This is a genomic window from Mucilaginibacter gossypii, assembly GCF_900100945.1.
Classification (GTDB): Bacteria; Bacteroidota; Bacteroidia; order Sphingobacteriales; family Sphingobacteriaceae; genus Mucilaginibacter; species Mucilaginibacter gossypii.
Genome location: NZ_FNCG01000005.1, coordinates 78,579 through 91,339, shown reverse-complemented (window position 1 = coordinate 91,339; position 12,761 = coordinate 78,579). Strand labels below are relative to the sequence as shown.

Annotated in this window: 13 protein-coding genes; 5 read left to right on the top strand and 8 right to left on the bottom strand. The window is 42.2% G+C overall.

The genetic code is table 11. The features are described 5' to 3' along the window. Genes BLS28_RS12115 through BLS28_RS12100 form a run of 4 tightly spaced genes read right to left on the bottom strand, consistent with a single transcriptional unit; the run spans nt 1 to nt 2,486 of the window. The gene (locus BLS28_RS12115) at nt 1–642 is read right to left on the bottom strand and encodes a response regulator transcription factor (RefSeq protein ID WP_091167184.1); all 642 of its coding nucleotides are present in this window, start codon (nt 640–642) and stop codon (nt 1–3) included. Further along, nucleotides 608–1,438 carry a sensor histidine kinase gene (locus BLS28_RS12110; protein ID WP_091167181.1) on the bottom strand — a complete coding sequence of 277 codons (831 nt, stop codon included), beginning with the start codon at nt 1,436–1,438 and terminating at the stop codon, nt 608–610. Before BLS28_RS12110 ends, BLS28_RS12115 begins: the two co-directional genes overlap by 35 nt. Next, nucleotides 1,402–2,061 carry a hypothetical protein gene (locus BLS28_RS12105; RefSeq protein WP_091167179.1) on the bottom strand — a complete coding sequence of 220 codons (660 nt, stop codon included), beginning with the start codon at nt 2,059–2,061 and terminating at the stop codon, nt 1,402–1,404. The genes BLS28_RS12110 and BLS28_RS12105 overlap by 37 nt, the downstream gene beginning before the upstream one ends. A 53-nt stretch (nt 2,062–2,114) precedes the next feature. Then, nucleotides 2,115–2,486, bottom strand: coding sequence for a hypothetical protein (locus BLS28_RS12100; protein WP_091167176.1), 372 nt, complete (start codon nt 2,484–2,486; stop codon nt 2,115–2,117). A gap of 150 nt (nt 2,487–2,636) precedes the next feature. Here BLS28_RS12100 and BLS28_RS12095 point away from each other — a divergent pair, with 150 nt between their 5' ends. After that, nucleotides 2,637–3,722, top strand: coding sequence for a metallophosphoesterase (locus BLS28_RS12095; RefSeq protein ID WP_091167174.1), 1,086 nt, complete (start codon nt 2,637–2,639; stop codon nt 3,720–3,722). Nucleotides 3,723–3,851: 129 nt separating this feature from the next. Here the strand turns inward: BLS28_RS12095 and BLS28_RS12090 are convergent, their stop codons facing one another. The 3 genes from BLS28_RS12090 to rsfS form a co-directional block, all read right to left on the bottom strand. Further along, nucleotides 3,852–4,490 (bottom strand): LutC/YkgG family protein, encoded by a 639-nt coding sequence (locus BLS28_RS12090; protein WP_091167171.1) that lies wholly within the window; start codon nt 4,488–4,490, stop codon nt 3,852–3,854. 56 nt (nt 4,491–4,546) lie between these two features. Next, nucleotides 4,547–6,658 carry an ATP-dependent zinc metalloprotease FtsH gene (ftsH, locus tag BLS28_RS12085; protein WP_091167169.1) on the bottom strand — a complete coding sequence of 704 codons (2,112 nt, stop codon included), beginning with the start codon at nt 6,656–6,658 and terminating at the stop codon, nt 4,547–4,549. A 90-nt stretch (nt 6,659–6,748) separates the two neighbouring features. Beyond that, nucleotides 6,749–7,123, bottom strand: coding sequence for a ribosome silencing factor (gene rsfS, locus BLS28_RS12080; protein WP_091167167.1), 375 nt, complete (start codon nt 7,121–7,123; stop codon nt 6,749–6,751). A 47-nt stretch (nt 7,124–7,170) separates the two neighbouring features. Between rsfS and BLS28_RS12075 the strand changes: the two genes are divergently transcribed. The 4 genes from BLS28_RS12075 to pfkA all read left to right on the top strand — a co-directional run bounded on the left by BLS28_RS12075 (nt 7,171) and on the right by pfkA (nt 11,318). Next, entirely contained in the window at nt 7,171–7,944 is a 774-nt protein-coding gene (locus BLS28_RS12075) for a biotin--[acetyl-CoA-carboxylase] ligase (protein WP_091167164.1), read from the top strand. A gap of 16 nt (nt 7,945–7,960) precedes the next feature. Continuing rightward, complete coding sequence (locus tag BLS28_RS12070; protein ID WP_091167161.1) at nt 7,961–8,413, top strand: protein-disulfide reductase DsbD domain-containing protein; 453 nt, start codon at nt 7,961–7,963, stop codon at nt 8,411–8,413. A gap of 23 nt (nt 8,414–8,436) precedes the next feature. Further along, the gene (locus BLS28_RS12065; RefSeq protein WP_091167158.1) at nt 8,437–10,194 is read left to right on the top strand and encodes a protein-disulfide reductase DsbD family protein; all 1,758 of its coding nucleotides are present in this window, start codon (nt 8,437–8,439) and stop codon (nt 10,192–10,194) included. Between the two features lie 146 nt (nt 10,195–10,340). Further along, on the top strand, nt 10,341–11,318 hold the full coding sequence (gene pfkA, locus BLS28_RS12060; protein WP_090532241.1) for a 6-phosphofructokinase: 978 nt from the start codon (nt 10,341–10,343) through the stop codon (nt 11,316–11,318). 55 nt (nt 11,319–11,373) lie between these two features. Here the strand turns inward: pfkA and BLS28_RS12055 are convergent, their stop codons facing one another. Then, nucleotides 11,374–12,726 carry a PAS domain S-box protein gene (locus BLS28_RS12055; RefSeq protein WP_143020744.1) on the bottom strand — a complete coding sequence of 451 codons (1,353 nt, stop codon included), beginning with the start codon at nt 12,724–12,726 and terminating at the stop codon, nt 11,374–11,376. Nucleotides 12,727–12,761 lie beyond the last annotated feature (35 nt).

Here is a 12,761-nt window from a genome sequence, read left to right as displayed (position 1 = left end):
TTACAATTCAATCAGTTTATTTTTTATGCTATACAAAACCAGCCCTACGCGGCTTTTAATCTGGAGTTTTTCAAAAAGCTGGTCGCGATAGCTATCAACGGTGCGCACGCTGATGTTCATGGTTTCGGCAATTTCTTTATAAGTAAGCTCTGTGCCGGTAAGACGAAGGAATTCTATTTCGCGCGGGTTAAGCTTGATGTTCTCTAACTTGCTGTTAAAGTTGGTAATGAGATGGCGGGTTACAAATTCCGGATAGTAAAGCTCTCCCTGCGAAACCTTCAAAAGGGCCTCTTCAACTTCATAAGGCTCCGAATCTTTAAGCAGGTAGCCTTTAACGCCCATTTTTACCATGAGCAGTACCTTTTCGGCATCCTCAAACATGGATAATATGATGACCCTAACGCCGGGATATTTTGCCCTGAGCACTTGCGCGGCTTCAACGCCATCCATAACCGGCATACTGATATCCAGCAGTATAATATCAGGAACTATGCCTTTGCTTATCGTGTCTATTAGTTCCTGCCCGTTTGCGGCCTCAAATAGTATGTTGTATCTTTTAAAATTGGAGACAAGAGCAGCCATACCGCTCCTGAAGAGTTTATGATCATCAACTAAGGCTATTTGAATGGGTTCCTTTAGCATAAATTTGTTGTACCAGGGGATTGAACGACAATTTTATCTGGCAACCCTTACCAGGCGAGCTGGCAATAATTACGTCCGCGCCTACTAAAGCTGCCCTGTTTTCAATGTTACGCAATCCCGAACCGCCCTTATTATCAACCTTTTCGGCATTGAAACCAGCACCATCATCTTCGATGAGCAAATTAAACATTTGTGCAGTATAATACAAACCGATTTTAAGGTTAGCTGCCTTAGCGTATTTCAGGGTATTATTGACCGCTTCCTGGAAGATCCGGAATATCACCAGTTCGCGCTGCTCTCCTAAACTATATACATCACCTTCAACCTCAAAAATAACATTGATGATACCACTGCGGGTTAAACGTTCGGTTTCGGTTTCGAGGGTTTTTATAAGTCCCTGCGAACTGATATGCTCAAAGCTCATGCTTTTTGAAAGGTGCCTCAAATCATTAATGGTTTGCGAAACCAGTTCGCGGTTCTCATTTACACGGGCTTTTTTTTCGTCATCAAGGCTATTGTTAAGCAGGCCCAGGTTCAATTTTACAAATGACAAAACCTGCGTGATATTATCATGGATCTCACGGCTTATATCGTTAAGCGTTTGCTCCTGGATCTCTATCTGCGTTTTAAGCATCTCCTGCTTAAATGAGGCTTTAAGGTTTTCGCGCTCAAGCAGGTTTTTGTTCTGCTTTTTTTGGTACATGAGCATAAAGCCGATAATGAATACACCAAGCAGCAGTATGAAGGCGGAGCCCGCTATTATAACGAGGATAACCTGTTCTTCCTGAAAGAGCATATAAAGGCTATTGAGAATAAAAAATTCAATGCAAAAGTTGTTAGGTTAAGCAGCGTTGCTGCTATCAAATAGAAATGATAATTATTTCGATACACCATATAACCAAAACATGAGTAAAAAAATGTTGTGGATAAGTAATAAAAAAATACGCCCGTTAATGCCAGGAAAGGGGGGTGGGTTATCAGCTCAATATACTCGTCACTATCATTGTTCAGCAGGCGATAGTAATAATCGCAAATCATCCATATCAGAAAAAGATCTTGTAAAAGGGTAGCTGCAGTTGCTCTTTTCCATATCCCCCCTTGTACAAATAAGATATCCAGTATCGATAACAAGATAACTACGCCGGCACCTATATAAACCTTCTTTCGTCGTCCAATACGCTCATCAAAGCCTTGTATAAACCATGTAAAAAAGGCAAATAGCAGTATGTCTTCAATATTATTGCACCACGCGTTTGAATGATAAATATTTAGCCAGCCAAAAATGTTCACAAAATCGTAAACAAGCAAAAAGCTCAACAAGGGCAGTAGTCTTTTAAAGTTCTTGTCAAGCCCTTTATATGTAAAAAGGCAGCATACAAAAGCCACCACATCCATTACATAGTAAAAATTCTCCAGCATGAATGCTAAAATAACATATATACTTTAGCATTCATGAAACTGATTAATTTATTCTATCCCTGGCACATTGGCGGACATTCCCTTCCGCTGCTTAAAGCTGCAAGGCCGCTCACAGACAGGTTTGCTACCTGATCACTTTGTATCGCATCAATATGCTCATCTTTACCTGCTCCGGCAACAGTGCCAACTATAGCAACCGACGTTTGGTGCGGCGCATTACTATGATCGGCATCATGAACTCCGAAATGTAACCTTACACCTGTGGCTTCAGGTGGTAAATTATTAACAAACTCCTTTAGCTTATCAATCGAAATCCATGTCGATTCCGTATCATTAACCTCATGATGTTTGTCAATAACCGCTTTTCGGGTCTGCTTATAGCGAGCCACCATTTCCCTGGCTGTTTTTAAGTCAATAGGTTCCATATAATTTAGGGTGTCTTTAAATCAGGCCTAATCTAACTAATTATAATAAAACAACCTATCCGTTATTTCACTGTATTACATCCCGTTTAAACACGGTAAAAGTAACTGTCAACTTACAACACAATACACTATATCATACGTTAAAAAGTCATGCGCAAGTTTTTACAAAAACTGTTAACTAAGCCGGTTGCCCGGTTGGCCGACAGGCTCTCATCACGACCGGATAAGAAGCGGGTTAACAGATCACTGAACCGGTTATACAAAAGCCTGCTAACCGGGTCGGGTAAAAAAGGCCTTATAATACCTTTCGACGCAGAAAAAGGTAAATTCATTATCTTTTCTGATCAACACAAGGGCGCCCGTGATGATATGGACATTTTCGCCCTTGCCGAGAAGAACTACCTTACAGCACTTGATTATTACTACAGCCAACCATTTTTCTACATCAATCTTGGCGACAGCGAGGAGCTTTGGGAAAACTTGTTCATCACCATAAAAAAGCACAACAAAGCCACATTTGAAAGCGAAAAACGGTTCATACAACGTAAAGAATTCATGAAAATATTTGGCAATCATGATCTGTTTTGGGACAATGACCCTTTAGCGGCAGTTGGATTAAAGCAAATTTATGATGAAGTAATTAAGATCTATGAAGGAGCTGTACTACAAACAACAGTTAATGGTAAACCACTAAATATATTCATGACGCATGGCCACCAGGGCGATTTGCAAAGCGATGGCAACTGGTTCAGTAAATGGTTTGTATCCAATGTATGGGCACCTTTCCAGGCATATCTGAAGGTAAATATCAATACGCCGGCAAATAATGACCTGCTTAAAACAGATCATAACCGCATTATGTATGAATGGAGCCAGAGGCAAAAAAACACGCTGCTGATAACCGGGCACACACATCAGCCGGTATTCAGGTCATTAACCCACCTCGAAAAACTGTATAACGATATAGCGAAAGCGAGGAAAGCAGGAAACGATAAACTGGCCGATGAGCTAAATAAACAGATCGTTAACCGGCAAGTGAAAGGTGATGTGGCTCCCGATTTTAGCGCATGCCACCCAAGCTATTTCAATAGCGGCTGCTGTTGTTACGATGATGGCGATATAACAGGCATCGAAATCTCAGATGGCCACATCCGCCTCGTTAAATGGGAATACAACAAGCTAAATCAAAGTGAACGAATAGTATTAGAGGGATGTGGTTTGGAAGAGCTGTTTTGAGGAGAGCGGTGAAAGGTTAAAGACGAAAGGAACAGCAATCAGATGGCGCAAAAATCAGATCAATCTCTAATCGAAAAATCGCACTTCAGAAAAAACCAACCAAATCATTGTAATCAAAAAAATCAGCGGTCAGCCTTCCAGCATAAAAACAAAAAGCTCTTTAGGGCCGTGGGCGCCTAATACCAGTGTTTTCTCAATGTCAGCGGTACGGCTTGGGCCGGTTACCGTGCTGATCATGGATGGCAGTTGGTTGCCATATTTGGTTTTGATGAGTTTAAAACCATCTTTCAAGTCCATAACCATTTGCGAAGTATAAGCCAGTACAATATGCACCGATGGATAGATGCTTAACCTGCGGCCGGCCATATTACCGTTTGAAAGCAGGATGCTGCCGTTACGGGCAATCAGAGCCTCGCAAAGAGTAAAACCAACTTCGGCTTGTTCAAAGTCTTTATCGGTTTCGTAGTGCGGGTATTCAAACTGGTTCAGGATCTCCTGCAACTTAGGTTCCCAGCAGTAAATTTTGTGCCATTTACGTTCTTCGGCAAGGGTAAGCAGGTTTTCAATAAATTGCAGCTCATCCTCACAAAAAACAAACTGGCCTGCTACGTTGGTAAACTGTTCGGCGAAGACCACCTCGGGCATTTCATCCGTTGCAGGATAAAGGGGTTGGTCTTCCAGTTGAGGGTATGGATTATCCCTTTTCTCCAAAAGTGCTTTCCTGATTTTTTTAAGCAGTTTTTCTTTTGATGTAGTGATATCCCTCATGGCTAAAAAAGAAAAGCCACCAGCTTTGCCGGTGGCTTTGTATTATAATTTAAAAATTAAAGTTTCGGATCTTCGCTGTCTATTCTTGAAAGTTCAGGATTAGTCAGCGAGTCTGGAATAGCATTGTTATCCACATCCGGATTTAACGCGGCTTCACCGTTTACAAACTTATCATAAGTTGTGCGCTCGTCAAACGGACGTTTGCCCAGGATCTCTTCCAGATCACTCTGGAACAATACTTCCTTCTCCAATAGCTTTTGAGCTATCTTTTCAAGTCCGTCGCGTTTAGCATTCAGCAGGTCTTTGGTTTTTTGATAAACCACATCAACCAGTTTGCGCACTTCAGCGTCAATCATTTCGGCTGTAGTATCAGAATATGGTTTGTTAAACTGGTACTCGCCCTGCGGATCATAAAATGATACGTTACCCACGCTATCGTTCATACCATAAATTTTGGTCATGGCATAAGCAAGTTTAGTAATACGCTCCAAATCACTCAGTGCACCGGTAGAAATTTTACCGAAAACGATATCCTCGGCAACACGACCGCCCATAGATACACTCATTTCGTCAAGCAATTGCTCGGTAGTGTACAAAAACTGCTCTTTTGGCAGATATTGAGCATAACCTAACGCAGCGACACCACGAGGCACAATTGATACCTTAACCAAAGGATCGGCATGTTCAAGGAACCAGCCTGCAATAGCGTGACCGGCTTCGTGGTAAGCAACAATCCGTTTTTCTTCCGGAGAGATGATTTTGTTTTTCTTCTCTAAACCACCAATAACACGGTCGATAGCATCCTGAAAATCGGTCATATCAACCGACTCTTTATTTTTTCGGGCGGCAATCAGCGCAGCCTCATTACAAACGTTGGCAATTTCGGCACCGGCAAAACCAGGGGTTTGTGCCGATAGTTTTTTAGCATCTACACCATCAGATAGTTTAATTGGTTTCAGGTGAACTTTGAAAATTTGCTCACGACCAATCAAATCCGGTTTATCGATAGATACCTGCCTGTCGAAACGTCCCGGACGCAATAACGCCGAATCCAGTACGTCAGGTCGGTTGGTAGCAGCAAGGATAATGATACCCGAATCAGTACCAAAACCATCCATCTCAACCAGCAATTGGTTCAGGGTGTTTTCACGTTCATCGTTACCACCTACTATATTATTTTTGCCACGGGCACGGCCGATAGCATCAATTTCATCAATAAATATGATACAAGGAGCTTTGTCCTTAGCCTGGCGGAACAAGTCGCGTACGCGTGAAGCACCTACACCTACAAACATCTCCACGAAATCAGAACCTGACAGAGAGAAGAAAGGTACCTGCGCCTCGCCTGCAACAGCTTTGGCCAATAAGGTTTTACCGGTACCGGGCGAACCTACCAATAGCGCGCCTTTAGGGATTTTACCACCCAGGTTAGTATATTTCTTAGGGTTTTTAAGGAAATCGACAATTTCCATTACCTCCTGCTTGGCTTCTTCCAAACCGGCAACATCGTTAAATGTAACGGTTACCTGGGCTTCTTTATCAAACAGGGTAGCTTTTGATTTACCTATGTTAAAGATCTGGCCGCCCGGGCCACCGCCCGAACCACCGCTCATCCTGCGCATGATAAAGATCCACACGCCGGCAAACAATATCACCATGATAACGCCCTGTACCAGCCAGTTTGATAACAGGCTTTCGTGTCCCTGTTCAAATTGTAAAGATACTTTTTGATCATCAGGCACATCCTTTTGAGCATCGGCAATAGACTTTTTCAGGCTCTCATATGAGGCATCCGTAAAAGTAAACTGCGGACCGCTATTGGTACTGGTATTAAAAAAGTTTTTGTCTTTAGATACGTTACTGGCAAAATATGGCTTTGACAAGCTTTGTTGTTTAATGTAAACATCGGCCATTACCAGGTCCCCGCTTTTATAAGCTACAATTTTTTGAACATCATTTGTACGAAGCATGTTTGCTTCAAATTCCTGGAAAGTAACCGGTTTGCCCGATCCGCCGTTTAACAAGGCCGGAATCAGTAAAAAAGCCAAAATAACAATACCATATAACCACATGATATTGAACTTGGGCGGTTTTGGCGAGGGCTTCTTGTTCACAATTTTACGGATAGGTCTTGGATTTTCTGATTTAGAATCTTTAATATCTTTCATTTCTTTTAACGAGCTCAAACTTACAATCTATAATTTAAATTTTACGCGGTAACAGTAAGACTATGCGTTGAGCCTTTTTGTGACGGATGTTTATGCACTTTTATAATATTTAATATCTGCATCGCCCCACAAATCTTCCACTCCATAAAACTCACGTTTATCGGTCCTGAACACGTGGATCACAACATCCACATAATCAAGCAATATCCACTCACCATGCTCAATTCCCTCTTTGCGCCAGGGCTCGGCTTGGGTGGCTTTGAAAATTTCATCCTCAATGCTATTTGCTATAGCTTTTACCTGTGTCGAGGAATCAGCATGACAGATTACGAAATAATCTGCTACTGAACTGAATATATTACGAAGGTCTAACCTGATAATATCGTTGCCTTTTTTTTCCTGGATACCATGTATTGCCAGCTCTGAAATATAGGCAGATTCACTTAACACTTTGTTTTTTACCATCAAAAAGAATTAGTTTTGAACGTTTTTGAGTATAAAATTATTACACTTTGCAAAATAACATATTTTCAGGATTATTTGTTGGTCAAAATTTAGTAACAATTAAACAAGTTGACTCAACAAATAGTTTTCTTAAAAATCTACTGTCAAATTCCAAGCCAGTACCCGAAGGTACGGTCATTATGGCAGAAGAGCAGTACGCCGGCCGGGGCCAGCAACAAAATACCTGGCATAGCGAGTCTGGAAAAAACCTTACTTTTAGTATTTTATTAAAACCCCGTTTCTTACCGGTTGAAGCACAATTTGATTTGAACCGCGCGGCCAGTTTAAGCGTATATGACGCCCTGCATCCCCTCTTAGGCGATCGGTTAAAAATAAAATGGCCCAATGATATTTATTACGGCGACCGAAAACTTGGGGGCATGCTCATTGAAAACACCATACAGGGTGCTCAGCTCAAAGACTCGGTTATTGGCATCGGTTTAAATATAAACCAGGAAAATTTTCCGGCCGGCGCCTCAAACGCCACTTCTGTAAAACAAATCTTACAAAAGGATTATGATTTAACACTGTTATTATCGGAAATTTGCAAAAAGCTTGAGGTATACTATCTTAAACTGAAAGCCGGGCAAATTGATTTGGTAAGGAATACATACTTAAGCCGACTATACTGGTTAAACGAGGTTAAAAGTTTTGAGTCAAACGGCAGGGTATTCAATGGCATTGTAAAAAATGTACTGCCAAACGGCTTATTGCTTATTGAAGATACTAACGGGCAACAAATGGAGTTTAACCTCAAAGAATTGAAATTTTTAAATAAATAATAACCGTAACAAACAAATGAAGAAACTATTGGTATTGGTAACCGCGCTTATCATCAGCGTTGGCGCTTACGCTCAGATCGAATCGCCTGTGAGGTGGTCATACGCGGCAAAAAAGGTAAATGACAAAGAAGCTGTAGTATTTTTAAAAGCAACCATACAAAACGGCTGGCACATTTATTCACAAACCGTAAAAGACGGCGGCCCAATAAAAACTTCATTTGATTTTACCCCATCAAAATTATATGCTGCCGTTGGCAAAACAACGGAGCCAACTCCTGTAACAAAATACGAAAAATCATTCAGCATGAATGTAAGCTATTTTGAAAAGGAAGTTGTTTTTAGCCAAAAAATCAGTTTAAAATCGCCCAAAGCAACAGCAGTTACAGGCAAACTAACCTACATGACCTGTAACGATATGAAATGCCTGCCACCGGAAGATGTTGACTTCACTATCCCTTTAGGTAAATAATTCAGCACACCTTAACAGTAGTCATGAAATTATTAAATAAAGGTGCTTACCTGCGCGCCGGGCTTATCACATTAGTCACTATCATCATCTTTAACATAGCCGGGGCAAACCCGGTTTATGCTGTGCAAAAAAAAGCAGCCGATACATCTGTGTCAGCTGCCGATGTTACATTTACAGATATCCCCACCGCTGCCGATAGCGTAGCCATCAGGAAAAAGCAAGCCGATTCCGTAAAAAAGGCAGAAGCGGCAAAAACATCAAAGACGCCCGCAGCTGCTTCAAAAACAGCAGAAAAACCAAAATCACTTTGGCAAATCTTTATTGAAGGTTTACTGGGTGGCTTTACCGCGGTAATTTTGCCTTGTATTTATCCTTTACTGCCTTTAACAGTAAGCTTTTTTACCAAAAAAAGCGGCAGCAAAAGCAAAGCTGTTATGCAATCGCTCATATATGGGGTATCAATCATTGTAATTTATGTTACGTTAGGGTTGCTGATCTCCATTATTTTTGGTTCGGATGCACTCAATGAACTGGCAACGAACGGCATATTTAATATTTTCTTCTTTTTGCTGCTCATTGTATTTGGCATTTCCTTTTTGGGGGCGTTTGAAATCACACTACCAAGTTCGCTGGCCAATAAACTGGATGCAAATTCGGATAAAGGCGGTCTTGCAGGTATCTTCTTTATGGCTTCAACATTGGTTGTTGTTTCGTTTTCATGTACAGGCCCTATTATAGGAACATTGCTGGTTGATGCAGCCTCAAAGGGTGATCGCCTTGGCCCGGCAATGGGTATGTTTGGCTTTTCGTTAGCATTAGCTTTACCATTTACCATATTCGCTTTATTCCCTTCAGCACTTAAAACACTTCCGAAATCAGGCGGATGGCTTAACAGCGTTAAAGTTGTATTGGGTTTCCTTGAGCTGGCATTTGCATTGAAGTTTTTATCAAATGTTGACTTGGCCTACCACTGGAACTGGTTTGACCGCGAGATATTTTTATCGTTATGGATAGCCATTGGCTTACTGATCGGGCTTTACCTCATCGGTAAGATCAAGTTTTCGCATGACAGTGATGTAAAGTACCTTACTATTCCGCGTACATTCCTCGCCATAATTGTATTTGCATTTGTTATTTACATGATCCCTGGCCTATGGGGAGCGCCTCTAAAATCCATAAGCGCTTTTTTACCTCCTGAAGCTACGCAGGATTTTAACCTTTCAAATATTCCGGATGGCTCGGGTTCAGCTTTAGCAAGCCCGTCGGCCACAATCCCAGCAAGCATTGGCGAACGTAAATATGCCTCCAACTATACCCGTATCAAAACCAAAGGGCTGGATGCATGGTATGATTATGACCAGGCTTTACAGGTATCAAAGGCCCTGCATAAACCGATACTCATTGACTTTACTGGCTTTAACTGTGTTAACTGCCGTAAAATGGAAGCCAACGTATGGTCAGATCCGCAGGTGTTTAGCCGCATTAAAAATGATTTTGTGCTGCTGCAGCTGGTAGTTGATGACAAAGCAGAATTACCTGCGGCGGAACACTTTGTATCAGATTACAGCGGTAAAAAGATCACTACACTTGGCGGTAAATGGAGCAACCTGGAGGCGCAACGCTTCAATTCAAATTCGCAGCCATTATACGTAATGCTTGATAGTGATGGCAACTTACTTAAAGATGCATCGGGTGCAGAAATACCGACATCGCCGGCAAATTATGACATTGCCAGTTATCTTAAATTTTTAGACAGTGGCGTAGCTGCTTACAAAAAATAGGGATCGGGTTCAAAAAATAAGTGTAAATTCGCGCAAAATTCAAATTCCGCGTGTTATTGGTTAGGCGCGGCGTTTGAATAACGAACAATATTTACAACCCTAATTAGTTATGAATAGGTTAGCCTGTTTATAACCAAAACAAAAAAATGACTCAGATCAAAAATATCGGCGTTTTTACTTCGGGTGGTGATGCCCCCGGAATGAACGCTGCCATAAGGGCGGTTGTACGTGCCGCCATGTATTACGGAATTGAAGTCACTGGGATCCGCCGTGGTTACGACGGCATGGGCAAAGGTGATTTTTTTACCATGAACCGTAAATCCGTTTCAAACATTATCCAGCGTGGCGGTACAATCCTTAAAACTGCAAGGTGTGATGAGTTCAGAACACCCGAAGGTCGTAAGGCAGCATATGAGCACCTGGTAAAAAATAAAGTTGACGCATTGGTAGCCATTGGCGGCGATGGTACTTTTACCGGCGCTAAAGTTTTTGGCAGCGAGTATGATATTCCGGTGGTTGGTTTACCAGGTACAATTGACAATGACCTTGTAGGCACCGATTTTACCATTGGTTACGATACCGCCATTAATACTGTTGTTGACGCCGTTGACAAGATCAGGGATACTGCAGAATCGCACGACCGTTTATTTATTGTTGAAGTAATGGGCCGCGACTCGGGCCTTATCGCTTTACGTACAGGTATTGCTACCGGTGCCGAGGCTATCCTGATCCCCGAAAGCAAAACCGGGCTCGAAGGTTTGTTAAACCGTCTTGAATTTGGCCGTAAAGATAAAACATCGCGTATAGTAATTGTTGCCGAGGGTGAAGATGCGGGCGGCGCGTTTGAAGTGGGCAGGTTAGTGCAGGAAAAGTTCCCTAATTATGATACCCGGATCTCTATTTTAGGTCACATACAACGCGGCGGAGCACCAAGCTGTATGGACAGGGTATTGGCAAGCCGTGTCGGCGCTGCCGCAGTCGAAGCTTTGAGAGACGGGCACCGCAACGAAATGATAGGCCTCATCAATGGTGAAATTGCTTATACCCCATTTGAGCATGCTATTAAACACCATCAGGGCATCGATCCAAACATGATCAAACTGGTTGAAATGCTTTCTATGTAATTTAAGCTAAAACGATAAATAAAAACAGCCCCGCCTTAATCAAGCCGGGGCTGTTTTATTTGGCAATGGTGCTGTCAACAACAAGTCTTATCGCTGTATCAATTTCGGCACTCACGGTAAACAGGTGCGCTATGATCTCCTTATTTTCGGGGTTAAAGAAATCTTCATGATCCATTAAGCTGATAAGCCCCAGCATGCTTGCCACCGGCCGGCGTAACTCATGCGAGCTTAAAGAAGCTATGTTTCTTAAACGATCGTTCTGGCTAACAAGCTCTTTCTGTATTTTGAGCCGTTCGGTAATATTATGGCCAAAACATCCGGCACCTATTACGTCGCCGGTTGCGGTATAAATAGGATTAAAACTCACTTCGTAATACAACCGCTGCCCATTTACCGGATCTATGCTTTCACTGATAATATCATACCGTTCTCCGCTTAAAGCACGGTTATAGTAAGCAGTCCAATCGTTAATTAATTGCTTGCCAAAGCCCTTATGTTTATAGGAGTATTCACCTTTAAAAGGTTTTTGGCCCGTTAAATGAGTCACCTGCTCAACATAGGCCTGGTTCATGTACAAATAACGCAACTCCTTATCAACCGACCAGATATGGTCCCGGGTATTATTGATCAATGCTTCAAGGCTGTCTTTCATATGCAAAGCCTCCTCGCGCATTTGTATTTGCGGAGTAATGTCCCTGCCTATACCCTGTATCTCAACTACCACTCCGTTATCGTCGGCGATGGATACAAACTCCCATTCGGTATCATGCAGGTTCCCATTTTTAGCAGGCTTTTTGTGAGCGAGCCTGACGATCTTGCCGGGATTATTAATACATTCCACAAAAGCGTCCTGGCACAGCTGCGCATCCTGCGGAATGGTTGTTTTTGAAAAATGATGCCCTATTATGTCAGCCTCATCATAACCGAAGGTTTTAAAAAACCGGCGGTTAGCAAAGCTAAATCTGCCATTGGTATCTACCCTCACCAGGAAATTGGTTTGCGAATCAATAAGCGAATTGAGGAACTGCTCGCTCAGGCCGGGTTTAATAAAAGGGATCGGGGTACGAACACCTTCCAGGGCAGAGGTAATGTTACTTAATATAATTTTATGCCCGGTAAGCCCATCAGTAGTAAGTGTCCGTTTTTCGGTTAGCTGCTTTTGGCCGGCCTCCAGTGGATACGTTATTTGGATCGACTCGTTCATAGCAAGCCCTTCAGTAAGTTGCTTTACACCGGCAAACGTTTCAGGTTTTACCAATCCAATCAAAAAATCAACATTTTGACGAAGGTGATCAGCGCCGACCTCAAAAAGGTTGTAAAAGCTTTCACTTACAAACAGGTATTTCTGTTCATCGATATCAAAAACAATTGTACAATTTCCGGTTGCAGCCGGGTTTGGGTTAAACATATAAAAAAGCTGTGAATACTTAAAGATATGGCTAT